Source organism: Pseudomonas sp. FP2196, assembly GCF_030687715.1.
Lineage (GTDB): Bacteria > Pseudomonadota > Gammaproteobacteria > Pseudomonadales > Pseudomonadaceae > Aquipseudomonas.
Genome location: NZ_CP117445.1, coordinates 5914308 through 5937115, shown reverse-complemented (window position 1 = coordinate 5937115; position 22808 = coordinate 5914308). Strand labels below are relative to the sequence as shown.

23 protein-coding genes and 1 other RNA gene are annotated in these 22808 nt (G+C 60.7%); 13 read left to right on the top strand and 11 right to left on the bottom strand.

Going from position 1 to position 22808, the window contains the following annotated elements:
• Positions 1-22 precede the first annotated feature (22 nt).
• Entirely contained in the window at positions 23-472 is a 450-nt protein-coding gene (locus PSH79_RS26715) for an EVE domain-containing protein (RefSeq protein WP_305440403.1), read from the bottom strand.
• Between the two features lie 197 nt (positions 473-669).
• On the opposite strand from PSH79_RS26715, the gene PSH79_RS26710 reads away from it, so the two are divergent.
• On the top strand, positions 670-825 hold the full coding sequence (locus PSH79_RS26710; RefSeq protein WP_095186895.1) for a hypothetical protein: 156 nt from the start codon (positions 670-672) through the stop codon (positions 823-825).
• A 35-nt stretch (positions 826-860) separates the two neighbouring features.
• Here PSH79_RS26710 and PSH79_RS26705 read toward each other — a convergent pair whose 3' ends face one another.
• From PSH79_RS26705 to PSH79_RS26690, 4 genes are all read right to left on the bottom strand, one after another.
• Positions 861-1466, bottom strand: a complete 606-nt coding sequence (locus PSH79_RS26705; protein WP_305440402.1) for a 5-formyltetrahydrofolate cyclo-ligase — start codon at positions 1464-1466, stop codon at positions 861-863.
• A gap of 81 nt (positions 1467-1547) precedes the next feature.
• Positions 1548-1726, bottom strand: a non-coding RNA gene (gene ssrS / locus PSH79_RS26700) — 6S RNA.
• Between the two features lie 30 nt (positions 1727-1756).
• Entirely contained in the window at positions 1757-2074 is a 318-nt protein-coding gene (locus tag PSH79_RS26695) for a cell division protein ZapA (protein ID WP_007967943.1), read from the bottom strand.
• On the bottom strand, positions 2071-2280 hold the full coding sequence (locus PSH79_RS26690) for a TIGR02449 family protein (RefSeq protein ID WP_016985919.1): 210 nt from the start codon (positions 2278-2280) through the stop codon (positions 2071-2073). The genes PSH79_RS26695 and PSH79_RS26690 overlap by 4 nt, the downstream gene beginning before the upstream one ends.
• A gap of 118 nt (positions 2281-2398) precedes the next feature.
• Here PSH79_RS26690 and PSH79_RS26685 point away from each other — a divergent pair, with 118 nt between their 5' ends.
• From PSH79_RS26685 to gcvP, 10 genes are all read left to right on the top strand, one after another.
• Positions 2399-2959: a YecA family protein gene (locus PSH79_RS26685; RefSeq protein ID WP_305440401.1), complete on the top strand. Its 561-nt coding sequence runs from the start codon at positions 2399-2401 to the stop codon at positions 2957-2959.
• Positions 2960-2986: 27 nt separating this feature from the next.
• Positions 2987-4321 (top strand): Xaa-Pro aminopeptidase, encoded by a 1335-nt coding sequence (gene pepP / locus PSH79_RS26680; protein WP_305440400.1) that lies wholly within the window; start codon positions 2987-2989, stop codon positions 4319-4321.
• Positions 4318-5505 carry a 2-octaprenyl-6-methoxyphenyl hydroxylase gene (gene ubiH, locus PSH79_RS26675; RefSeq protein ID WP_305440398.1) on the top strand — a complete coding sequence of 396 codons (1188 nt, stop codon included), beginning with the start codon at positions 4318-4320 and terminating at the stop codon, positions 5503-5505. Before pepP ends, ubiH begins: the two co-directional genes overlap by 4 nt.
• Positions 5498-5983, top strand: a complete 486-nt coding sequence (locus PSH79_RS26670; RefSeq protein ID WP_305440396.1) for a DUF4442 domain-containing protein — start codon at positions 5498-5500, stop codon at positions 5981-5983. The genes ubiH and PSH79_RS26670 overlap by 8 nt, the downstream gene beginning before the upstream one ends.
• Positions 5984-5992: 9 nt before the next feature.
• Entirely contained in the window at positions 5993-7210 is a 1218-nt protein-coding gene (locus tag PSH79_RS26665) for a 2-octaprenyl-3-methyl-6-methoxy-1,4-benzoquinol hydroxylase (protein WP_305444101.1), read from the top strand.
• Positions 7211-7452: 242 nt separating this feature from the next.
• The gene (locus tag PSH79_RS26660) at positions 7453-8457 is read left to right on the top strand and encodes an extracellular solute-binding protein (RefSeq protein ID WP_305440395.1); all 1005 of its coding nucleotides are present in this window, start codon (positions 7453-7455) and stop codon (positions 8455-8457) included.
• A gap of 134 nt (positions 8458-8591) precedes the next feature.
• Positions 8592-10208 carry an iron ABC transporter permease gene (locus PSH79_RS26655; protein ID WP_305440394.1) on the top strand — a complete coding sequence of 539 codons (1617 nt, stop codon included), beginning with the start codon at positions 8592-8594 and terminating at the stop codon, positions 10206-10208.
• A gap of 156 nt (positions 10209-10364) precedes the next feature.
• The gene (gcvT, locus tag PSH79_RS26650) at positions 10365-11447 is read left to right on the top strand and encodes a glycine cleavage system aminomethyltransferase GcvT (RefSeq protein WP_305440393.1); all 1083 of its coding nucleotides are present in this window, start codon (positions 10365-10367) and stop codon (positions 11445-11447) included.
• A 47-nt stretch (positions 11448-11494) separates the two neighbouring features.
• Positions 11495-11878 (top strand): glycine cleavage system protein GcvH, encoded by a 384-nt coding sequence (gcvH, locus tag PSH79_RS26645; RefSeq protein ID WP_305440392.1) that lies wholly within the window; start codon positions 11495-11497, stop codon positions 11876-11878.
• Positions 11879-12082: 204 nt separating this feature from the next.
• On the top strand, positions 12083-14956 hold the full coding sequence (gene gcvP, locus PSH79_RS26640; protein WP_305440391.1) for an aminomethyl-transferring glycine dehydrogenase: 2874 nt from the start codon (positions 12083-12085) through the stop codon (positions 14954-14956).
• Between the two features lie 187 nt (positions 14957-15143).
• Here gcvP and PSH79_RS26635 read toward each other — a convergent pair whose 3' ends face one another.
• The 5 genes from PSH79_RS26635 to PSH79_RS26615 form a co-directional block, all read right to left on the bottom strand.
• Complete coding sequence (locus PSH79_RS26635) at positions 15144-15464, bottom strand: DUF2388 domain-containing protein (protein WP_305444099.1); 321 nt, start codon at positions 15462-15464, stop codon at positions 15144-15146.
• A gap of 65 nt (positions 15465-15529) precedes the next feature.
• A complete protein-coding gene (locus PSH79_RS26630; RefSeq protein ID WP_305440390.1) occupies positions 15530-15973 on the bottom strand; it encodes an NfeD family protein in 444 nt (147 codons plus the stop codon).
• Between the two features lie 3 nt (positions 15974-15976).
• Positions 15977-16897: an SPFH domain-containing protein gene (locus PSH79_RS26625; RefSeq protein ID WP_064116343.1), complete on the bottom strand. Its 921-nt coding sequence runs from the start codon at positions 16895-16897 to the stop codon at positions 15977-15979.
• 92 nt (positions 16898-16989) lie between these two features.
• Positions 16990-18774, bottom strand: a complete 1785-nt coding sequence (locus PSH79_RS26620; protein ID WP_305440388.1) for a GspE/PulE family protein — start codon at positions 18772-18774, stop codon at positions 16990-16992.
• Between the two features lie 91 nt (positions 18775-18865).
• Positions 18866-19204 (bottom strand): hypothetical protein, encoded by a 339-nt coding sequence (locus PSH79_RS26615; RefSeq protein ID WP_305440387.1) that lies wholly within the window; start codon positions 19202-19204, stop codon positions 18866-18868.
• 126 nt (positions 19205-19330) lie between these two features.
• Between PSH79_RS26615 and PSH79_RS26610 the strand changes: the two genes are divergently transcribed.
• A complete protein-coding gene (locus tag PSH79_RS26610) occupies positions 19331-19801 on the top strand; it encodes an Lrp/AsnC family transcriptional regulator (RefSeq protein WP_007913818.1) in 471 nt (156 codons plus the stop codon).
• A gap of 148 nt (positions 19802-19949) precedes the next feature.
• On the opposite strand, the gene PSH79_RS26605 is transcribed toward PSH79_RS26610, so the two are convergent.
• Positions 19950-21320 (bottom strand): inorganic triphosphatase, encoded by a 1371-nt coding sequence (locus tag PSH79_RS26605; protein WP_305440385.1) that lies wholly within the window; start codon positions 21318-21320, stop codon positions 19950-19952.
• A 156-nt stretch (positions 21321-21476) separates the two neighbouring features.
• Between PSH79_RS26605 and argE the strand changes: the two genes are divergently transcribed.
• A complete protein-coding gene (argE, locus tag PSH79_RS26600) occupies positions 21477-22622 on the top strand; it encodes an acetylornithine deacetylase (protein ID WP_305440384.1) in 1146 nt (381 codons plus the stop codon).
• Positions 22623-22808: the final 186 nt, after the last annotated feature.

The window sequence follows — 22808 nt, the reverse complement described above, 5'->3', positions numbered from 1 at the left end:
ACACTGCGTGACCGAGCGGTTCTCAGCGCAAGCCGTGCACAACGGCCCACTGCTCGGCGGTGACGGGCATCACTGACAGGCGACTGCCTTTTTGTACCAGTGGCATCTCGGCCAGCGCCGGCTGCTGCTTCAGATAATCGAGTTTCAACACCCGCGCAAAGGTTTCGACGTGCGCCACGTCGATTGCACTCCAGGCGTTTTTCTCAGGGGTGGCCTTCGGGTCGAAGTAATGGCTTTCCGGTTCCAGCGCGGTGGGATCCGGGTACGCCGCCTCGATTATTTTTCCGATTCCGGCAATCCCCGGCTCCGGGCAGCTGGAATGGTAGAAAAAGAACTCATCGCCCACGGCCATCGCCCGCAGGAAGTTGCGTGCCTGATAGTTGCGAACCCCATCCCAGCGCGCTTTGCCGAGCTTTTCCAGGCCCCTGATCGAGAGTTCGTCGGGCTCGGATTTCATCAGCCAATAGGCCATGGTTTTTGCTCCTGAAACATTCTTTGGGCAAGTTGTCGGGCAATTTTATGACAAACCGACAGTCGGTTGACGTCAGCGTTTGCGCGCGGGTTCACGTTGTCGCAAAATGCCGGCCTTTAAAGCTTGACGCTGCTGCACGGCCTACGAACGGAAACCGCTGCTGTCATCGTGATGATGTGCCTTGAGGGGGGCAATCGATGAAACGCAAACCGGATTTGCTATGGACTTTGGTTATTTTGTTTGGCCTTGGCGTCGTGACCACGGGTTATGCGCAAAGCCTGTGGTCCAACAAGACCGACGCACCGATTGAAGTGGCGCAACAGGTTCAACAGTCGACAGCCTTCAAACGCTGAAACTGCTCTCCCGACGCCGCTGTACCCTGCGGCGTCTATCCCGCGAAATACCACGCCTTATCGGTGACCGTGCCTTGTAACGGCACATCCCAGCTCGCCTGCGCCAGACGTTCGACCTTCTGACATTCATGGGCCAGGCCCAGCAACGTCGGCTTGCGCCAGTTCTTGCGCCGTGCCAGATACGCCAGGCTGCGATCATAAAAGCCGCCGCCCATTCCCAGCCGTCCACCGACGTCGTCGAATCCCACCAATGGCAACAGCACCAGATCCAGCGTCCAGATCTTGCGCTGGCGAGCCAGATTGGCGCGTGGCTCAAGAATGCGGAAGCGATTGGGTTTGAGTTTCTCGCCGGGGCGTATTCGCTGAAAGACCATTTTGGTTCGCGGCCAGGCGCTGAGCACCGGCAGGTACGTGGCCTTGCCCCGGCGCTGCGCTTCACGCAGCAGCAAGCGTGGATCGATTTCACCGTCGGTAGGCAGGTACAGGGAGATATGTTTCGCCCGGCGAAAGTGCGGGTCTTGCGCCAGTTGCCGGAACAACCCTTTGGCGGCCTGACGTTGCTCACCGGGCGTCAGCGAACGGCGCGCCTTGCGCAGCAGGCGGCGAAGTTGCGGGCGGGGTAGCAGCGAGGGTTCGGTCATGGTTCGGCTTCGGCAGGGTGGGTGCAAAAACGTACGCATAAAAAATCCGATGTCGGCATTCACCGACATCGGATTCGAATCAGGCTCCCCGGATGAACCGCTGTCAACTTAGCCCTTGAACCCGAAAGTTCAAGGTGGAAGATGCAGTAGACTTTAAGGCTTTCCGTCTGGCGGACATGCACACCAGCCCAACGTGCAACTTCCAGGGTAGTGCGAATCGGCTCAGGGACATCGTCAACTGGCAAGCACCCCAGGGAGTGCGGCGAGTATACCTCAAGCGTCCCGGCGAATCAGCCCTTGCTGATGTCCGGATCGTCGGCCAGGACCAGATCGACACGATCGAGCAAGTCGCGCACCTGTTCGCGGGTCGAGCCGCTGGCCTGGATGTCCGGGCGCTCTTCTTTGTGCAAGAGGTCGTGGGTGATGTTCAGCGCGGCCATCACGGCGATGCGGTCGGCGCCGATGACTTTGCCGCTGCTGCGGATCTCGCGCATCTTGCCGTCCAGGTAACGCGCGGCACTGACCAGATTGCTGCGCTCTTCCTGCGGGCAGATGATCGAATATTCTTTGTCGAGGATCTGCACGGTAACGCTATTGCTTGAACTCATGAGTCTTGCTCCAGGGCCTTGAGGCGCGAAATCATCGATTCGACCTTACGCCGGGCGATTTCGTTTTTTTCAATGAGGTGAGCGCGTTCCTCGCGCCAGGTCTTTTCCTGAGCTAGTAAGAGTGCGTTTTGACTCTTTAGTTGCTCGACTCGGCCAATCAGCAGTTCGAGTCTGGCCATCAGCGCTTGCAGGTCGTTGTCTTCCATTGGGTTCACTGTCTGATGGGTTATCTGGCGGACAGCCTTTAATAGTCTTGGCGAGTCTGTCGATGTAGGATACAAGGCCTTCATTCTAGACATAGCGCCGTCTGGCGCCTAGCTGCCCATGACCATTGCGAATTCCCCGTACCAAGCCTTTGCCACCCTGCTGACTTCCAGCGGCCACAACGTCTCGCCTGCCGAACTGCATGGCCAGCTGCTCGGACGCAGTTGCGCCGGTGCCGGCTTCGATAACGAAGGCTGGCTGATCGACGCCGCCGAACTGCTCGAAGGCGACATCCAGGACAACGTCCGCAACGCCCTGATCGGCCTGCAAGAGATGGTCAAAGGCGAGCTGACCGGCGACGACGTCACCGTTGTCCTGCTGCTGCCAACCGATGACGCGCCTCTCGCTGACCGCGCCGCTGCACTGGGCCAATGGTGCCAGGGCTTCCTCAGCGGTTTCGGCCTGAACTGCCGCGACAGCAGCATGCTCAGCACCGAAGCCACCGAAGTGCTGCAGGATCTGGCAGCGATCTCCCAGGTGCAAGATGCCCTGGAAGAATCCGAAGACGGCGAAACCGACTACATGGAAGTCATGGAATACCTGCGCGTCGCGCCGTTGCTGCTGTTCTCGGAAACCAAGAAAGCCGACGTGCCGCCAGCCGCCAAGCCGTCGCTGCATTAATCGCGTGCCAGGGAAAGCCATCTGCCCATGACCCATATCCCGAAAGCGGAATACAGCCGTCGCCGCAAGGCCCTGATGGCGCAGATGGAACCCAACAGCATCGCGATCCTGCCCGCCGCCGCGGTTGCCATCCGCAACCGCGACGTCGAGCACGTCTACCGCCAGGACAGCGACTTTCAGTACCTCTCCGGTTTCCCCGAGCCGCAAGCCGTCATCGTGCTGATGCCCGGCCGTGAGCATGGGGAATACGTGCTGTTCTGCCGTGAACGCAACGCCGAACGCGAATTGTGGGACGGCTTGCGTGCCGGGCAGGAAGGCGCGATCCGCGACTTCGGCGCCGACGACGCCTTCCCCATCACCGACATCGACGACATCCTGCCGGGCCTGATCGAAGGTCGCGACCGGGTGTATTCGGCGATGGGCAGCAACCCCGAATTTGATCGACACCTGATGGACTGGATCAACGTGATCCGCTCCAAGGCGCACCTCGGCGCGCAGCCACCGAACGAGTTCGTTGCCCTGGATCATCTGCTGCACGACATGCGTCTGTATAAATCGGCGGCAGAAGTGAAGGTGATGCGCGAGGCTGCGAGAATCTCGGCTCAGGCCCACATCCGCGCGATGCAGGCCAGCCGCGCCGGTCTCTACGAGTACAGCCTGGAAGCCGAACTCGACTACGAGTTCCGCAAGGGCGGGGCGAAAATGCCGGCTTACGGCTCGATCGTCGCGGCCGGGCGCAACAGTTGCATCCTGCATTACCAGCAGAATGACGCGCTGCTCAAGGACGGTGATCTGGTGCTGATCGACGCCGGTTGCGAGATCGACTGTTATGCCAGCGACATCACTCGCACCTGGCCGGTCAACGGCAAGTTTTCGCCCGAGCAGAAAGCGATCTATGAATTGGTATTGGCTTCGCAGGAAGCCGCGTTCGCCGAAATCGCCCCGAACAAGCACTGGAATCAGGCGCACGAAGCCACGGTGCGCGTGATCACCACCGGGCTGGTGAAGCTGGGGCTGCTGCAGGGCGACGTCGACGAGTTGATCGCGACGGAAGCCTATAAAGCCTTTTACATGCACCGCGCCGGCCACTGGCTGGGCATGGATGTACACGACGTCGGCGAGTACAAGGTCGGCGGCGAATGGCGCGTGCTGGAAGTCGGCATGGCGCTGACCGTTGAGCCGGGCATCTACATCGCCCCGGACAATCAGAACGTCGCGAAGAAATGGCGCGGCATTGGCGTGCGCATCGAGGACGACGTGGTAGTGACCAAAACCGGTTGTGAAATCCTCACCAACGGCGTACCGAAAACCGTCGCCGACATCGAAGCGCTGATGGCGCAAGCACGGACACACGCAGCATGAGTCGAGTCAATCTGGCAATCATCGGTGGCGGCCTGGTCGGCGCCAGTCTCGCATTGGCCTTGCAGGACGGGGCCAAGGCCCGTGGCTGGAAAATTGTCCTGATCGAACCGTTCGCCCCCGGCGACAGTTGGCAGCCAAGCTATGACGCTCGCTCGTCGGCGCTGTCCTTCGGCTCGCGGCAGATTTATCAACGGTTGGGCGTTTGGCAGGAAATCTCCCGCCGCGCCGAGCCGATCAAACAGATTCATGTGTCTGACCGTGGCCGCTTCTCCACCGCACGTTTGTCGGCCATGGAAGAGGGCGTGCCGGCACTGGGTTACGTGGTGGAAAACGCCTGGCTCGGCCAATGCCTGTGGCAGCACATCGACAAGGATGTGATCAGTTGGCGCTGCCCGGCAGAAGTCACGCGCATGGAGCCGCTGCCCGACGGCTATCGCCTGACGCTCAATGACGAAACCACGCTTGAATGTGACCTCGCGGTGCTCGCCGATGGTGGCCGTTCGGGGCTGCGCGAGCAGTTGGGCATCAACGTGCGCAAGCGTCCGTACAACCAGAGCGCGCTGATCGCCAACATCACGCCGAGCGAAGCGCACAACGGCATGGCTTTCGAGCGCTTCACCGACGAAGGCCCGATGGCCCTGCTGCCGCTGCCGGAAAACCGTTGCGCGCTGGTCTGGACCCGTCTGGGCATGGACGCGCAGCGCCTGGCGGATTTGAGCGAGCGCGATTTCCTTAGCGAATTGCAGGGCGTGTTTGGTTACCGTCTCGGCACCTTGAAACAAGTCGGCGCGCGGCATTTGTATCCGCTGTCGCTGGTGGAGGCTGAAGAGCAGGTGCGCTCGCATCTGGCCGTGCTCGGCAACGCTGCGCACAGCTTGCATCCGATTGCCGGGCAGGGTTTCAACCTGTCCCTGCGCGATGCCGATGCTCTCGCAGCGGCGCTGCTTGCCAGCGACAAACCGCTGGGCGACTTCGCCACATTGCAGGCGTATCGCGAGCGTCAGCGTCTGGACCAGGACCTCACCGTGGGCTTCTCCGATCAGGTGACGCGCCTGTTCGGCAGCACCCAGCCGCTGGTTTCGCTGGGCCGCAACATCGGCCTGCTCGGTCTCGATCTGTTGCCGCCGGCCAAGCGCTGGTTTGCGCGTCAGGCCATGGGTTTGGGAACGCGTCCGGATGCTTAAGTGGCTGACCGCTAAATTCGGCAAGGCGCGGTTGATGCGCTGGGTGATGACGTTCTACCCGCCATACCTCGGCGCCGGTGTGCGCGTGCGGCACATCAGCGATGACTTTCGCGACGTTCAGGTGTCGATGGGGCTGGGCTGGTACAACCGCAACTACGTCGGCACCCAGTTTGGTGGCAGCCTGTACTCGATGGTCGATCCGTTCTTCATGCTGATGCTGATGGAAAATCTCGGCTCGCGTTACATCGTCTGGGACAAGGCCGCCGACATCGATTTCATTGCGCCGGGCAAAGGCCCGGTGTTCGCCCGGTTCAATATCGACGAGACCTTGCTCGACGAGATCCGCCGGCAGACCGCCAATGGCGAGAAATACCTGCCGCAGCTGCAGGTCGATATTCATGACGGCGCCGGCAACCTTGTCGCGCGGGTCGGTAAAACCCTTTACGTGCGGCTCAAGCCGCAAGCGAGACAGGCTTAAAGCATGGAAATGCGCGCAGATCTGCTGATTGTCGGAGCCGGAATGGTCGGCAGCGCCCTGGCGCTGGCGTTGCAGGACAGCGGGCTGGAAGTCCTGCTGCTCGACGGCAGCCCGTTGAGCGTCAAACCGTTCGATGCTCAAGCGCCATTTGAGCCGCGTGTCAGTGCGCTGTCGGCGGCCAGCCAACGCATTCTCGAACGCCTCGGCGTATGGGACGGCATCGCCCAGCGACGCAGCAGTCCGTACACCGACATGCACGTCTGGGACGGCAGCGGCACCGGACAGATTCACTTCTCGGCGAGCAGTGTGCATGCCGATGTACTCGGCCATATCGTCGAAAACCGCGTGGTGCAGGATGCCTTGCTCGATCGTTTGCATGATTGCGATCTGGGCATGCTGGCCAACGCGCGCCTGGAACAGATGCGCCGCTCCGGTGACGACTGGCTGCTGACCCTGGCCGATGGCCGCACATTGCGCGCGCCGCTGGTGATCGCCGCGGATGGTGCCAACTCTGCAGTGCGTCGTCTGACTGGCGTGGCGACCCGCGAGTGGGATTATCTGCACCACGCCATCGTCACCAGCGTGCGCAGCAGCAAGCCGCACCAGATGGCCGCGTGGCAGCGCTTTACCGATCACGGGCCGCTGGCGTTTCTGCCGCTGGAACGCGACGGGCAGCAGGATTGGTGTTCGATCGTCTGGTCGACCACGCCGAGTGAGGCCGAGCGTTTGATGAAGCTGGATGAGGCGGGCTTCTGCCGCGAGCTGGAGCGCGCCTTCGAAGGTCGCCTCGGCGACGTGATCAGCGCTGATCCGCGACTGTGCGTGCCGCTGCGTCAGCGTCACGCCAAGCGTTATGTGGCCGAAGGGCTGGCGCTGATCGGCGATGCGGCGCACACCATTCACCCGTTGGCGGGGCAGGGTGTGAACCTTGGATTCCTCGATGCGGCGGTGCTGGCGCAAGTACTGCTGCAAGCAGCCGAGCGTGGCGAGCGACTGGCGGATGTGAAGGTGCTGAGCCGTTACGAGCGTCGGCGCATGCCGCACAATTTGGCGCTGATGGCGGCAATGGAAGGCTTCGAGCGCTTGTTCCAGGCTGACCCGCTGCCGGTGCGCTGGTTGCGTAATGCCGGATTGAAGCTGGTGGACCAAATGCCTGAGGCCAAGGCGTTGTTTGTGCGTGAGGCCTTGGGCCTGACCGGTGACCTCCCGGCCCTCGCCAAACCTTGAGAGCTTCATTGAAGCCCGCTCCCAGATTTGAAATGCACTCCCCTGTAGGAATTGCCGAAGGCTGCGATCTTTTGATCCTGATCTGAAAAGCCAGATCAAAAGATCGCAGCCTGCGGCAGCTCCTACAGAGGGAGTGCTGCACTGTGCAACATCTGGTAACTCCTTGGGAAAGTGTTCGATTGAGAAGGTAAATGTGAGTCCTTATCATTTGGCCCACATTTCCCGACCGAGAGACCACTCCCATGTTGGCACCCAAGCGTCTTCTGACCGCACTGGCCTTGACCCTGATCGGCAGCACCACTGCCCAGGCCGCCGACGAGGTGGTGGTTTACTCCTCGCGCATCGATGAGCTGATCAAACCGGTATTCGATGCCTACACCGCAAAAACCGGGGTGAAGATCAAGTTCATCACCGACAAGGAAGCGCCGCTGATGCAGCGGATCAAGGCCGAAGGCGAAAACGCCACCGCCGACCTGCTGCTGACCGTCGACGCCGGCAACCTCTGGCAGGCCGAGCAGATGGGCATCCTTCAGCCGTTCACCTCGAAAACCATCGACACCAACATTCCCGCGCAATACCGCTCGTCCACTCACGCCTGGACCGGTCTGAGCCTGCGCGCGCGGACCATCGCCTATTCCACCGAGCGCGTGAAGCCGGGCGAGTTGACCACCTACGAGGCGCTGGCCGACAAGAACTGGGAAGGGCGCCTGTGCCTGCGCACGGCGAAGAAGGTCTATAACCAGTCGCTGACCGCGACCATGATCGAAGTGCACGGCGCCGAGAAGACCGAAAAAATCCTCAAGGGCTGGGTCAACAACCTGTCCACCGATGTGTTCTCCGACGACGTCGCGGTGCTGGAAGCGATCAACGCCGGGCAGTGCGATGTCGGCATCGTCAACACTTACTACTACGGCCGCCTGCACAAGCAGAAGCCGGAGCTGCCGGTGAAACTGTTCTGGCCGAACCAGGCGGATCGTGGTGTGCACGTCAACCTGTCGGGTATCGGCCTGACCAAGCATGCACCGCACCCTGAAGCGGCCAAGGCTTTGGTCGAGTGGATGACCACGCCCGAAGCGCAGAAAATCTTCGCTGACGTGAACCAGGAATTCCCGGCCAACCCGACGGTGGCGCCTTCGGAAGAAGTGGCGGCGTGGGGCAAGTTCATTGCCGATACCTTGCCGGTGGAAGTGGCGGGCAAGCGTCAGGCCGAGGCGATCCGGATGATGGATCGGGCGGGCTGGAACTGAGTCTGCTGCTGTAGAGAGCAAAAGATCGCAGCCTTCGGCAGCTCCTACATGAGATCACCTGTAGGAGCTGCCGAAGGCTGCGATCTTTTTGCTTTTTTCTCTAAACTCCACGATTTTCCCGCGAGACCTTCGAAGTGGCCCACCCCGCCCAACGCCGCTGGTACCCCATCGTCTTCGCCATCGCCGCGTTGGTTCTGTTGCCCCTGAGCGTTCTGTTGCTCTCATGGCAAACCATCGATCAACAGATCTGGTCGCACCTGTGGGAAACCCAGATGCCGCGCCTGTTGGGCAACACTCTGACGCTGGTCCTCGGCGTCGGCGTCGGTGTGACGCTGCTCGGTGTCAGCCTCGCCTGGCTCACCAGCCTCTGCGAATTCCCCGGGCGACGCTGGCTCGACTGGGCACTGATGCTGCCGTTCGCCATCCCTGCTTACGTGCTGGCCTTCGTTTTCGTCGGCCTGCTGGACTTCGCCGGCCCGGTGCAAACCCTGCTGCGCGAATGGTTCGGCACCGGCCTGCGCCTGCCGCGGGTACGCTCCACCGGTGGGGTGATTGTGGTGCTGGTGCTGGTTTTCTATCCCTACGTTTACCTGCTGGCGCGCACCGCGTTCCTTGCTCAGGGCAAAGGCCTGATGGAAGCCGCACGGGTGCTCGGCCAGTCACCGTGGCAAGCGTTCTGGCGTGTGGCGTTGCCGATGGCGCGTCCGGCAATTGGTGCGGGTGTGGCGCTGGCGCTGATGGAAACCCTCGCGGATTTCGGCGCGGTCTCGGTGTTCAACTTCGACACCTTCACCACCGCGATCTACAAGACCTGGTACGGCTTCTTCAGCCTGTCGAGTGCAGCACAACTGGCCAGCCTGTTGCTGCTGGTGGTGATGCTGGTGCTCTACGGCGAGCGCCGCGCCCGTGGCGCCAATCGGGCAAGCAACGAGCGGCCGCGGGTCAAGGCGCTGTATCACCTGCGCGGGCTCAAGGCGTTCGCGGCAATGAGTTGGTGCGGATTGGTGTTCGCCTGCGCCTTCGTCATTCCGCTGCTGCAACTGATCGTGTGGTTCTGGCAGCGCGGGCGCTTAGATCTCGATGAGCGCTACGCCGGGCTGATCCTGCATACCTTGTATCTGGGCGGCATGGCGGCGCTGATCACGGTCAGCGTCGCGTTGCTGTTGGCGTTTGCCCGACGGTTGGCGCCGAGCCGGGCGATCCGCTCCGGTGTCAGTCTGGCCAATCTCGGCTACGCCTTGCCGGGCTCGGTGCTGGCGGTGTCGATCATGCTGGCGTTCAGTTATCTGGATCGCGAGTTGGTAATCCCGCTTTCCGGCTGGCTCGGGGGCGCAGGTAAGCCGCTGCTGCTCGGCAGTCTGGCGGCATTGCTGATGGCGTATCTGGTGCGCTTTATCGCCGTCGCTTATGGCCCGCTGGAAAACAGTCTGGCGCGTATACGGCCCTCTTTGCCCGAAGCGGCACGTAGCCTGCGTGTCAGTGGGCCGCGACTGTTTTTCAAAGTGTATCTTCCGCTGTTGCTGCCCGGCACCTTGAGCGCGGCGTTGCTGGTGTTCGTCGATGTGCTCAAGGAAATGCCCGCGACCCTGCTGATGCGCCCGTTTGGCTGGGACACGCTGGCGGTGCGCATCTTTGAAATGACCAGCGAAGGCGAGTGGGCGAGGGCTTCGCTGCCGGCATTGACGCTTGTCTTGGTCGGACTATTGCCGGTCATTGGCCTGATCCGCCGCTCGGCGCATCGAAACACTTAGTCGTCAGTCCTGAATCATGCGGCTACAATGCGCGGCATTCGGTGCGGTTCGTCTGACAGATCTGTTCGCTGAGATTGGCTGAAAGCCTTCTATTACAGGGCTTTCACGCTGTACAGCGGCTGTCCGCACCTTCGCCACGCCCGGAAGGAGAAACCCATGGGACAGCGTACGCCTCTGTATGACCTGCATCTCGCCCTCGGCGCGAAGATGGTCGATTTTGGCGGTTGGGATATGCCACTGCATTACGGCTCGCAGGTCGAGGAGCACCACGAAGTGCGCCGCGATTGCGGGGTGTTCGATGTTTCCCATATGACCGTTATCGACGTTGATGGCCCTCAGGCCAAAGCCTGGCTCCAGCATTTGCTGGCCAACGACGTCGAACGCCTGCATCGCCCCGGCCGTGCTTTGTACAGCACCATGCTCAATGAGCGCGGCGGCATCGTCGACGACATGATCGTCTACCGCCTCGACGACGGTTATCGCCTGGTGGTCAACGCCTCCACCCGCGATCAGGATCTGGCGTGGATGCAGGCGCAGCTCGGCGGTTTCGACGTGCAATTGCACGAGCGCTCGGAGCTGGCCATGCTGGCCATTCAGGGGCCGCAGGCCCGGCACAAGATAGCCGAACTGGTGACCCAGTCCCGCGCCGCGCTGATCCAGCACCTCAAGCCTTTCGAAGCCCACGCCGACGGCGACTGGTTCATTGCCCGCACCGGTTACACCGGTGAAGATGGTCTGGAAATCGCCCTGCCGGCTGATCAGGCCCCGGCGTTCTTCAACGATCTGGTGGGTGCCGGCATTTCCCCGATCGGCCTCGGTGCCCGCGACACCCTGCGGGTTGAAGCCGGCATGAACCTCTACGGTCAGGACATTCATCAAGACGTTTCGCCGTTGGCCTCGAACATGGCCTGGAGCATTGCCTGGGAACCGACCACGCGCCAGTTCATCGGCCGCGCTGCACTGGAGGCGGAAAAAGCCGCCGGCGTTGCGCACAAACTGGTCGGTCTGGTGCTGGAAGAACGCGGAGTTTTACGCGCTCATCAGGTGGTTCGCATCGCCGATGTTGGCGAAGGGGAGATCACCAGTGGTAGTTTCTCTCCTACGCTAAGCAAATCGATTGCTCTGGCGCGTGTTCCGATGGCCACCGCCGACCGCGCCGAAGTGGAAATCCGTGGCAAGTGGTATCCCGTGCGAGTGGTCAAACCGACCTTCGTACGCCATGGCAAAACTTTGATCTAACCTTTTCCGGCGGGCCGACCGCTGACAATTTCCTGAGGACACTGAAGATGAGCGATATCCCTGCCGACCTGCGTTTTGCCGAAAGTCACGAATGGGCACGTCTGGAAGCCGACGGCACCGTCACTGTGGGCATCAGCGATCACGCGCAGGAAGCGCTGGGTGATGTGGTGTTTGTCGAGCTGACCGAAGTTGGCAAGGTGTTCGCCGCTGGCGACCAATCCGGTGTGGTCGAGTCGGTAAAAGCCGCTTCCGATATCTATGCCCCGATCAGCGGGGAAGTGATCGCGATCAACGAAAATCTGGGTGCTTCGCCGGAGCTGCTGAACACCGACCCATACGGCGCGTGGATCTTCAAACTGAAGCCTAGCGACAAGGCTGAGCTGGACAAGCTGCTCGACGCCGCCGGCTACAAGGCTGCCATCGGCGAGTAAGTTGCCTGCAATACCCAAAGCCCCGACTCGTCGGGGCTTTTTTTCAGGATCAAAAGATCGCAGCCTTCGACAGCTCCTGCACAGGAATGGTGTTCACCCTGTAGGAGCTGCCGAAGGCTGCGATCTTTTGATCTTCAAGGGCACTGCTATGCTGGTTTGACCGTGTTGCATTGACGCCGAGCGCCAGCCAAGAGAGAGCCCGTCATGTCCCAGTTGCCGTCCCTGAACCAGTTACGCGATCCCGAAGCCTTCCTGCGCCGCCACTTGGGCCCTGATGCCGCCGAGCAGCAGGCGATGCTCGACAGCCTCGGGATCGGCAGCCGCGTTGAACTGATTGAGCAAACGGTGCCGCCGGGCATCCGCCTCAATCGCGCACTGGAACTGCCGCCAGCGCTGGATGAGCAAGCCGCGCTGGCGAAACTGCGCAGGTATGCCGAGCAGAATCAGGTCTGGACCAGCCTGATCGGCATGGGCTACCACGGCACCCTGACGCCGACTGTCATCCTGCGCAACGTGTTGGAAAATCCCGGTTGGTACACCGCGTATACGCCGTATCAACCGGAGATCGCCCAAGGCCGGCTCGAAGCGTTGCTGAATTTCCAGCAACTGACCATTGACCTCACCGGCCTCGAACTGGCCAACGCCTCGCTGCTCGATGAAGCCACCGCCGCCGCCGAAGCCATGGCGCTGGCCAAGCGCGTTGCCAAGTCGAAGAGCAATCTGTTTTTCGTCGATGAGAACTGCCATCCACAGACCATTTCCGTGGTGCAGACCCGCGCCGAAGGCTTCGGTTTCGAAGTGATCGTCGACGCTGTAGATAACTTGAGGCAGCACCAAGTGTTCGGTGCGCTGCTGCAATATCCTGACAGCCATGGCGAGATCCGGGATTTGCGGCCATTGATCGATCATTTGCATGCGCAGCAAGCGCTGGCCTGTGTTGCCACCGATCTACTGAGTTTGCTGTTGCTCACACCACCGGGCGAACTGGGTGCGGATGTGGTGTTCGGTTCATCACAACGCTTCGGCGTGCCGATGGGCTACGGCGGCCCGCACGCAGCGTTTTTCGCCAGTCGCGAGGAATACAAACGGGCAATCCCCGGGCGGATCATCGGCGTGTCGAAAGACGCTCGGGGCAACGTGGCGCTGCGCATGGCCCTGCAAACCCGCGAGCAACATATCCGCCGCGAGAAGGCCAATTCGAACATCTGCACCGCGCAGGTTTTACTGGCCAACATCGCCAGTTTTTATGCGGTCTATCACGGGCCGGAAGGCTTGAAACGCATCGCCCAGCGCGTGCATCGACTGACCTGCATTCTGGCGGCCGGCCTTGAGCGCCAAGGTATCAAACGGGTCAACGCTCAGTTTTTCGACACGCTGACGCTTGAGGTTGGCGGCGCGCAAACCGCGATCATCGAAAGTGCCCAAGCCGCGCAGATCAATCTGAGGATTCTCGGACGTGGTCGAGTCGGCCTGAGCCTCGATGAAGCCTGTGATGAAAGTACTGTGGCGAAACTCTTTGATGTGCTGCTCGGTGCCGATCATGGGTTGATCGTCGAGGATCTCGACGCTGAAGCATTGGTTTGCGGCATTCCCGAAAACCTCCAGCGCAAGACACCTTATCTGCGCCATCCGGTGTTCAACGCCCATCACAGCGAAACCGAGATGCTGCGTTACCTAAAGCAATTGGAGAACAAGGATCTGGCGCTCAACCAGTCGATGATTCCGCTGGGCTCCTGCACTATGAAGCTCAACGCCACCAGCGAGATGATCCCGATCACCTGGCCGCAGTTCGCCAATCTGCACCCGTTTGCGCCGCGAGAGCAGGCGGTCGGTTACACCTTGATGATCGAAGAACTGGAGCGCTGGCTGTGCGCGATCACCGGGTTCGATGCGATTTGCATGCAGCCCAACTCCGGCGCGCAGGGTGAGTACGCCGGGCTGCTGGCGATCCGCAAATATCACGAGAGCCGCCAGCAGGGTACGCGGGACATCTGCCTGATTCCGTCGTCAGCGCACGGCACCAATCCGGCCTCGGCGCAGATGGCGGGGATGCGTGTGGTGATTGTCGAGTGCGATGACGCGGGCAACGTTGATCTGGAAGATTTGAAGGCCAAAGCCGCCGAGGCCGGGGCCAGGTTGTCGTGCCTGATGGCGACCTATCCATCGACCCACGGTGTGTACGAGGAGGGCATCAGCGAAATCTGCGAGGTTATCCACCAGCACGGCGGTCAGGTTTACATGGACGGCGCCAACCTGAACGCGCAGGTCGGGCTGGCGCGGCCGGCGGACATCGGCGCCGACGTCTCGCACATGAATTTGCACAAGACTTTCTGTATTCCCCATGGCGGCGGCGGGCCGGGCATGGGGCCGATCGGGGTCCGCGCGCATCTCGCACCGTTCGTCGCTAATCATCCGGTGGTACCGATCGATGGACCGCTGGCGCAGAACGGCGCAGTCAGCGCAGCGCCGTGGGGCAGCGCAAGTATTCTGCCGATCAGCTGGATGTACATCGCCATGATGGGGCCGCAACTGGCGGACGCCAGTGAAGTGGCGATTCTGGCGGCGAACTACCTGGCGCAGCATTTATCCGGTGCGTTTCCCGTGTTGTATACCGGGCGCAACGGGCGGGTGGCGCATGAATGCATCCTCGATCTGCGGCCGTTGAAGGCACAGACCGGCATCAGCGAAGAGGACGTCGCCAAGCGTTTGATGGATTACGGTTTCCATGCGCCGACCATGTCATTCCCGGTGCCGGGGACATTGATGGTCGAACCGACGGAGAGTGAATCCAAGGCTGAACTGGATCGGTTCATCGGTGCCATGTTGAGCATTCGTGCGGAAATCACCGAAGTTCAGAACGGCAACTGGCCGGCGGAAGACAATCCGCTAAAACGCGCGCCGCACACGTTGGCGGATGTCACCGGAGTCTGGGAGCGGCCTTACAGCATCGAGCAGGGCATCACGCCGGATGCGCACACCAAGGCCCACAAGTACTGGCCGGCGGTGAATCGGGTGGATAACGTTTATGGGGATCGTAATCTGTTTTGCGCTTGTGTCCCCGTGGACGATTACCGCTGATTTCCGGGTACACACAGTTCCAATGTAGGAGTGAGCCTGCTCGCGATCGCGGTGAATCAGTCACCGGAGAATTTGCCAGATACATCGCTATCGCGAGCAGGCTCACTCCTACAGGGGATTGTAGTGAGGCGGAAGTCCAGGCAAAAAAATGCCGCTCATATGAGCGGCATTTTGGTGGGCAAAAGGCTTACTCGGAAGCCACGGCATTCTTCGCCAGAATCGCATTCGCCAGTTCCATGTCCGTCGCTTGCAGGCCCGGGTTGTCGGTGCGGACTTTCTGCATCGCTGCTTCCAGATACGGCCCGCGAATGCCGCCATCGCTGGCAACGAAGCTGCCGGCATCATCCTGCGCAGCGACGATCAGCTTGTGATCCTTGAAGGTCAGGTAAGTCGAGCCAGTGGTTGCGCCGGACGAAATGACGTTACGCCAAAAGCTGTCGGCCATGGCTGAACCAACGGGAAGGGACAGCAAGGCCAGAGTGGCGACAGCAAGTTTGAGACGCATGATTTAGGTGACTCCTGGGGGTTAACTACGGCGTTGGATCGTCATTTACCGATCCGGTTCCATGCACACTAATCGGCACGTTCCACCAGGAATATCACGCCTTGTTGTCCCGTTACGCGAACGCGCTCGCCGACCGGTGTGTCAGGCCCACGGGCCATCCAGACGCCATCTGCAACCTTGATTTTGCCGCGGCCGTCGACGATCGCTTCGCTGACCACAAACACTTTGCCGATCAGCTCCTGACCCCGCACATTCAAATTTGGTTGATCGCTACGGCGCACCGCGGTGCGCTGGCGTCGCCACCAGTACAGCGCGCAGAGGATCGAAAACAGCGCAAACAGCACCAGTTGGACTTCCCACGGCAGACTCGGCAAGACATATGTCGTCACGCCCACTGCGGCGGCGGCCATGCCGATCCACAACAGGTAACCGCCAGCCCCGAACACTTCAAGAATGAGCAACACAGTGCCCAGCCCCAGCCAGCTCCAGAAGGTGAACAATTCAGCTGGCATGGCTCAAGCCTTCTTGCCGTCGAAGGTCGCTTTGACGATCTCGCCGATGCCACCCACTGCACCGATCATCGAGCTGGCTTCCAGTGGCATCAGAATGACTTTGCTGTTGTTGGCCGAAGCCAGCTTGCCCAGCGCGTCGATATATTTCTGTGCGACGAAATAGTTGACCGCCTGCACGTTGCCGCCAGCGATGGCTTCGGATACCACTTTGGTCGCCTGGGCTTCGGCTTCGGCCTGACGCTCTCGAGCTTCGGATTCAAGAAACGCGGCCTGACGGCTACCTTCGGCTTCCAGAATCTGAGCCTGCTTTTTGCCCTCTGCGGTGAGAATCGCCGAGGCTCGCAGGCCTTCGGCTTCAAGGATTTGCGCGCGTTTGATTCGTTCGGCCTTCATCTGACCAGACATGGCGGCCATCAGGTCGGCAGGCGGGCTGATGTCCTTGATTTCGATCCGGGTGATCTTGATGCCCCACGGTGCGGTGGCTTCGTCCACGGTGCGCAGCAGTCTTTCGTTGATGTTGTCACGCTGGCTGAGCATGGCGTCGAGTTCCATGGAACCGAGCACGGTGCGGATGTTGGTTTGCAGCAAGTTGCGAATGGCGTGTTCGAGGTTGTTCACCTCGTAGGCAGCCTGGGCCGTGTTCACAACCTGGAAGAAACACACGGCATCGATCTGTACTGTGGCGTTGTCTGCTGTGATCACTTCCTGCGGCGGGATATCCAGCACGCTTTCCATCACATTGATCTTGCGACCGATGCGATCCATCACTGGAATGATGATGTTCAGGCCCGGTTTAAGGGTGTTGGTGTAGCGACCGAAGCGCTCGACCGTCCACTCGAAACCCTGTGGCACGACTTTGAAACCCATGAACAGAATGGCGATTGCCAGGGCCACAAACAGTAAAAGCACACTTCCGGTCTGCATAACGATTCCTTGTTGGATGGATCAATTGAAGTAGCGATGGCGCAAGTGTAACGGCGTGGCCCGGGGTTAAGCACCGCTTGATGGCAATTTGGCTATTTCTGCTCGCTTTGCGGGGTCACTCGCAGCACTTCCTCAATCGTTGTCAGCCCGGCCGCAACCTTCTGCGCGCCGGACAGACGCAAGCTGCGCATGCCCTCCTTGAACGCTTGGCGGCGGATCGCCGTGAGGTCGGTGTCGGGAGTGATGAAGGCCTTGAGGCTGTCACTCAGTTGCATGATTTCGTAGACCCCGGCGCGGCCGCGATAACCGGTGTCGCGGCACTCCACGCAGCCGATCGCGCGTTGTGCATTGTTCGGCAACGGCGCCTGCCAAGGACGGGTCAGGGTTTGCCAGTCGTCTTCGTCCAGGGTCAGCGGTGCCTTGCAGTGCGGGCACAAGGTGCGCACCAGTCGTTGCGCCATCACCCCGAGAACGGTGGCTTTGATCAGATAGTGCGGCACGCCGAGTTCCAGCAAGCGGCTGATCGCGGAGGGGGCGTCGTTGGTATGCAAGGTCGATAGCACCAGGTGACCGGTCAGCGCCGCCTGAATCGCCATTTCGGCGGTTTCGAGGTCGCGAATCTCACCGATCATGATGATGTCCGGGTCCTGCCGCATCAGTGCGCGCACCCCGGCGGCGAAGCTCAGGTCGATGTTGTGCTGGACCTGCATCTGGTTGAAGGCTGGCTCGACCATTTCGATCGGATCTTCGATGGTGCAGAGGTTGACCTCCGGCGTCGCCAGTTTTTTCAGGGTGGTGTAAAGCGTGGTGGTCTTGCCCGAACCGGTGGGGCCGGTGACCAGAATGATGCCGTTGGGCTGGCGGGTCATGTCTTGCCAGCGGCGCAGGTCGTCAGTTGAAAAGCCGAGCTGATCGAAGTCCTTGAGCAGCACTTCGGGGTCGAAGATCCGCATGACCATTTTTTCGCCGAACGCGGTGGGCAGGGTCGACAGGCGCAGCTCGACTTCGCCACCGTCCGGGGTCTTGGTCTTGACCCGGCCGTCCTGGGGTTTGCGCTTCTCGGCGACGTTCATCCGGCCGAGGCTTTTCAGGCGGCTGACAATCGCCATGGTCACCTGCGGCGGGAATTGATAGACGTTGTGCAATACGCCGTCGATGCGAAAACGCACGGTGCCTTGCTCGCGGCGCGGCTCGATATGGATATCGCTGGCGCGCTGCTGAAAGGCGTACTGGAACAGCCAGTCGACGATGTTGACGATGTGCGCATCGTTGGCGTCCGGCTCCTGATCACTGGCGCCGAGGTTGAGCAGTTGTTCGAAGTTGCCGAGATTGCTGCCCTGCTGATCGGCGTTGCTGGCGCCGCTGACCGATTTGGCCAGGCGGAAAAACTCGACACTGAAACGCTGTATGTCCACCGGGTTGGCCACCACCCGCTTGACCGGCAGCTTCAGGACGTGAGTCAGGTCGGCTTCCCAGCCATTCACGTAGGGCTGGGCGCTGGCCACGGTCACCGAGTCGCGGTCGACTGCGACGGCGAGAATCTTGTGGCGTTGGGCAAAGGCATAGGACATCAGCGGCGTGATGGCGGCGACGTTGATCTTCAGCGGGTCGATGCGCAAATAAGGCTGCCCGGCCTGTTGCGCCAGCCACAGGGTCAAACTTTCCAGATCGAGGTGTTTGCCCGGTCGGCTGAGGTCGTCCAGCTGTTGCCCGGCGATGAACTCCAGCGGATGCATCTGGCCATGTGCGGCGTGGCGACGACGGGCATTCAGCGCCTGTTCCGCCGAGTCCTGGCTGATAAAGCCTTGGGCGACCAGTTCACGCAATACATCGTTGAGTTCCAGCCAGCGGTCCTGAGTGGCGAGTTGAACGGACATGCGGGCTTCCTTTTGAGCGACATTGCGCAAAGGATAGTCGCGGCCCCGCAGACCGTTGGGCCACTACCCGACGAAGCCGTTGCCGGATCTTTCAGCCGGCCGCTTGCGCCGGCGCATCCCACGCCGTGTCGGCGCTTTGCAGGTTTACCGAGCAGACGCTGATCAGGTTACGAAGTTTTTCCGCAATCACTTCGGCCCGGTGCCAGCTCAGGCCACTCATGACCAAGTCGATCGACAGCAAATCGTCCATTCGCTGCACGTTGACCTGCTCGGGCGTGAGGAATTGCAGCGCGAATAAGTTCAGCACCCGAACCAGCACATCCGGCTCGGCTTCGGCGAGGATCTGATACTGCGCAAGGCAGTGGGGGTTGCTGACGTTCCAGACATCGACGCGGGTCGGGCTGCTGTTGACGGCTTCGAGGTGGGGCATGGCTGGTCTCCAAAATCACTGGAGGAATTTTTACATTCGGTGCCGGGTATTTCTTATCTATGATGGGCGTTATTGGCGAATGATCGAATTGATCAATTCGTAAGATGGTTGATTTGAGGTTTTTCTATGCATAGCGAGCTGGACAGCTACGACCGCAAGATTCTCGCCCTGCTGCAAGAGGACGCTTCGCTTTCGAGTGCGCAGATCGCCGAGCAGGTGGGGCTGTCGCAATCGCCGTGCTGGCGGCGGATTCAGCGGATGAAGGAGGAGGGGATCATTCGCGGGCAGGTGACATTGCTGGATCGCAAGAAAATCGGCCTGAATACGCAGATTTTTGCCGAGATCAAACTCAATGCGCACGGGCGTTCGAACTTCACCGAATTCACCGAGGCGATTCGGGGGTTTCCGGAAGTGCTGGAGTGTTATGTGCTGATGGGCGCGGTGGATTTTCTGTTGCGCATTGTCGCGGCGGACATCGAGGCGTATGAGCGGTTCTTCTTCGAGAAGCTTTCGCTGGTGCCGGGAATTCAGGAGGTGAACTCGATTGTGGCGCTGTCGGAGATCAAGTCCACCACCAGTTTGCCGGTACTGCGCTGAAAGCCTTTGTGGTGAGGGGATTTACTGTGGTGAGGGGATTTATCCCCGATGGACTGCGGAGCAGTCCCAGCTTTCTAATAAAAGCGGGCCGCTTCGCGACCCATCGGGGCGGTGCGACGTTTCGCTAAATCCCCTCACCACAAAGTAATCACATGCGCAGCAACATTTTCCAGGCACGGTTCTGATAAACCGCAATCGCCTGCTGCTTGCGTGCGTCGAGCAGTTCGTCAGTGATCGTCGGCTCGTTGGCCAGTTGCGCCAGTTTGTTCAGTTCGCCGTACAGGCGATCCATTTCCGGGATCTCCAGCACGTTACGTGCGTGGTGCAACCAGACCTGGATACGCTCGATGCGCGGCAGTTGCTCGGCCAGATCTTCCGGCTGCTGCTGATAGCGCTGCAATTGCAGGGAGGTGGCTTCTTCGCCCAGCATGCGCGGCAACCAACTGTGCAACTGCGCGGCGCCCTGACGGTTGCCACGAGTGTTGCGCTCGGCAGTCCAGGTGCGAGCCAGCAGCCAGCGCGAGGTGTTCAGCGAGAACAGGCCCCAGCGCGGATCTTCCAGTTCTTCGAGGAATTGTTCCGGCGCGGCTTTGCGCACGTCTTCGTCTTCGATGCCGGCCTGAACCAGCGGACGCCAGTCTTCCAGCAGTGCATCGAGGGCCACACGCAGGTCGTGGGTCGACGGACGCGGTGCGGCCTGACCGAGGCTGCTGAGCAGGGCGCGCATTTCGGCGAGGTTCTCGACCCAGTCCAGCAACAGGCGCCAGTGACCGTTGAAACGGTACTGTTCGGCCAGACGCTGACTGCTGCCGAGCAAGTGCCAGCACAGGGCAGCGAAGGCGTCATCCAGTTGGGTTTCGGTCGTCAGTTGCGGCGCCGGCAGGCTCAGCGAGTAGCTGTTGGCGTCGTAGAGACGATAGCCGCGCTCGGCCTTGCTGATGTCGCACGGCATCAGGGCCAGGGTTTCAGCCAGTTCGGCGGCCAGCTCCAGCAGCGCGGCAGGCTCGCCTTCGCGCAATTCCAGTTCCAGCTCGCAGATTTCTTCTTTCTGTTTGCCGACCACGACGTGGCCCAGATCCAGAGCGGCTTCGATGACCACTTTGGCCTTGCCGCGGCCCCAGGCGATTTCGGCGCGCTCGCGGACGAAATCGGTGGTGAAGATCGGTTTCAGGGTTTTCTTGTCCAGCTCGGCCAGCGACTCGGGCCAGCATTCGCCGTCGAGTTTCTTCACGTCGAGTTTGGCTTTGGGCAATTTCCAGTCGTACTCGTTACGCTCGGACAGACCGGCGACGCTTTGGCCGCGAGTTTTGAGGGTCTGAATCACCTCGTCGCCATCCTTGCGCAGGCGCAGAGCGACTTTGGCCTGGGCCAGATCGCGCTCTGGGGTGTCGAAGTACTGGTTCATCAACTCACGGCGTTCCCAGCCATTTTTGTTGCGTTTTTTCAGTAACGGGTGCTCGCGCAGGGCCGCGAGGGTTTCGCGGCTGACGCGGAGTTTGATTTCGGTTTCTTTCTGCATGGCCGGAAAATCCAGGATCGGGAGCGCAGCCGGGGGAATGTGTGGCTGCCAAGGCCGTGCAGTGTACAGGACTGATTCGTCCTACGCCCTGCGGCGGTTTATTCCTGGCGCCGGATGGTTCTATGATGGACCTCAATTCGGGAGTTGGAGTCAGCGATGCCTTTGCCGTCCATGAAAGACCAGTTCGCCGCGCTGATTGCCGCGCCGTCGGTCAGCTGCACGCAACCGAGCCTGGATCAGTCCAACCGGCCCGTGATCGATTTGCTCGCCGGATGGTTGGGTGATCTGGGCTTCAGTTGCGATATCCAGCAGGTCAGCCCCGGAAAATTCAACCTGCTCGCCAGTTTCGGCAGCGGCCCCGGTGGGCTGGTGCTGGCCGGGCACAGCGACACGGTGCCGTACGACGACGCGCTGTGGCAGACCGATCCGTTGAAACTCACCGAAGTCGATGGCCGTTGGGTCGGCCTCGGCAGTTGCGACATGAAGGGCTTCTTCGCCCTGATCATCGAGGCCGTGCAACCGCTGCTCGATCAGCCGTTCAAGCAACCGCTGCTGATCCTCGCGACCTGCGATGAGGAAAGCTCGATGTCCGGCGCCCGTGCGCTGGCCGAGGCCGGACGTCCGCTAGGCCGTGCTGCAGTGATCGGCGAGCCGACCGGGCTTAAACCGATTCGCATGCACAAAGGCATCATGATGGAGCGCATCGACATTCTCGGGCAGAGCGGCCACTCGTCGGATCCGCGCCTGGGCCACAGCGCCCTCGAAGCCATGCACGATGCCATCGGTGAACTGCGTGGTCTGCGCCTGTTATGGCAGCGCGAATTCAACAATCCGCAATTCAGCGTGCCTCAACCGACGATGAACTTCGGCTGCATCCATGGCGGCGATAACCCCAACCGCATCTGCGGCCAGTGTTCGCTCGAGTTTGACTTGCGACCGCTGCCGGGCATGGACCCGAAAGTCCTGCGTGCCGAGATTCTGCGCAAGCTCAAACCGGTTGCCGAGCGGCATCAGGTGAAAATCGACTACAAGCCACTGTTCCCGGAAGTGCCGCCGTTCGAGCAGGCTAAAGACGTCGAACTGGTGCAAGTAGCGGAAAAACTCACAGGCCACACGGCTGAAGCGGTAGCGTTCGGCACCGAAGCGCCTTATCTTCAGCGCCTTGGTTGCGAAACCATCGTGCTCGGCCCCGGCGACATCGCCTGTGCGCATCAGCCCGGCGAATACCTTGAAATGTCACGTTTGCAGCCTACCGTGCATCTATTGCGACAACTGATTGAACATTACTGCCTGAAGAATTGAACGCATCCCTTGTAGGAGCTGCCGAAGGCTGCGATCTTTTGGTTTTGTTTTGAAGATCAAAAGATCGCAGCCTTCGGCAGCTCCTACAGAGGGTTGCAGTTAAATTACCGGTTACCCAACCCGTATTCATGAGGAGAGCGCGCGTGTCGCCAAGCCTGTTCCGACGATAACCATCAGCCCGCTGTG

Excerpts from the sequence above, each read along its gene's own strand:
- PSH79_RS26715 (WP_305440403.1), bottom strand. The coding sequence starts at position 472 with ATGGCCTATTGGCTGATGAAATCCGAGCCCGACGAACTCTCGATCAGG.
- PSH79_RS26710 (WP_095186895.1), top strand. The coding sequence starts at position 670 with ATGAAACGCAAACCGGATTTGCTATGGACTTTGGTTATTTTGTTTGGC.
- PSH79_RS26705 (WP_305440402.1), bottom strand. The coding sequence starts at position 1,466 with ATGACCGAACCCTCGCTGCTACCCCGCCCGCAACTTCGCCGCCTGCTG.
- PSH79_RS26695 (WP_007967943.1), bottom strand. The coding sequence starts at position 2,074 with ATGAGTTCAAGCAATAGCGTTACCGTGCAGATCCTCGACAAAGAATAT.
- PSH79_RS26690 (WP_016985919.1), bottom strand. The coding sequence starts at position 2,280 with ATGGAAGACAACGACCTGCAAGCGCTGATGGCCAGACTCGAACTGCTG.
- PSH79_RS26685 (WP_305440401.1), top strand. The coding sequence starts at position 2,399 with ATGACCATTGCGAATTCCCCGTACCAAGCCTTTGCCACCCTGCTGACT.
- pepP (WP_305440400.1), top strand. The coding sequence starts at position 2,987 with ATGACCCATATCCCGAAAGCGGAATACAGCCGTCGCCGCAAGGCCCTG.
- ubiH (WP_305440398.1), top strand. The coding sequence starts at position 4,318 with ATGAGTCGAGTCAATCTGGCAATCATCGGTGGCGGCCTGGTCGGCGCC.
- PSH79_RS26670 (WP_305440396.1), top strand. The coding sequence starts at position 5,498 with ATGCTTAAGTGGCTGACCGCTAAATTCGGCAAGGCGCGGTTGATGCGC.
- PSH79_RS26665 (WP_305444101.1), top strand. The coding sequence starts at position 5,993 with ATGCGCGCAGATCTGCTGATTGTCGGAGCCGGAATGGTCGGCAGCGCC.
- PSH79_RS26660 (WP_305440395.1), top strand. The coding sequence starts at position 7,453 with ATGTTGGCACCCAAGCGTCTTCTGACCGCACTGGCCTTGACCCTGATC.
- gcvT (WP_305440393.1), top strand. The coding sequence starts at position 10,365 with ATGGGACAGCGTACGCCTCTGTATGACCTGCATCTCGCCCTCGGCGCG.
- gcvH (WP_305440392.1), top strand. The coding sequence starts at position 11,495 with ATGAGCGATATCCCTGCCGACCTGCGTTTTGCCGAAAGTCACGAATGG.
- gcvP (WP_305440391.1), top strand. The coding sequence starts at position 12,083 with ATGTCCCAGTTGCCGTCCCTGAACCAGTTACGCGATCCCGAAGCCTTC.
- PSH79_RS26630 (WP_305440390.1), bottom strand. The coding sequence starts at position 15,973 with ATGCCAGCTGAATTGTTCACCTTCTGGAGCTGGCTGGGGCTGGGCACT.
- PSH79_RS26625 (WP_064116343.1), bottom strand. The coding sequence starts at position 16,897 with ATGCAGACCGGAAGTGTGCTTTTACTGTTTGTGGCCCTGGCAATCGCC.
- PSH79_RS26620 (WP_305440388.1), bottom strand. The coding sequence starts at position 18,774 with ATGTCCGTTCAACTCGCCACTCAGGACCGCTGGCTGGAACTCAACGAT.
- PSH79_RS26615 (WP_305440387.1), bottom strand. The coding sequence starts at position 19,204 with ATGCCCCACCTCGAAGCCGTCAACAGCAGCCCGACCCGCGTCGATGTC.
- PSH79_RS26610 (WP_007913818.1), top strand. The coding sequence starts at position 19,331 with ATGCATAGCGAGCTGGACAGCTACGACCGCAAGATTCTCGCCCTGCTG.
- PSH79_RS26605 (WP_305440385.1), bottom strand. The coding sequence starts at position 21,320 with ATGCAGAAAGAAACCGAAATCAAACTCCGCGTCAGCCGCGAAACCCTC.
- argE (WP_305440384.1), top strand. The coding sequence starts at position 21,477 with ATGCCTTTGCCGTCCATGAAAGACCAGTTCGCCGCGCTGATTGCCGCG.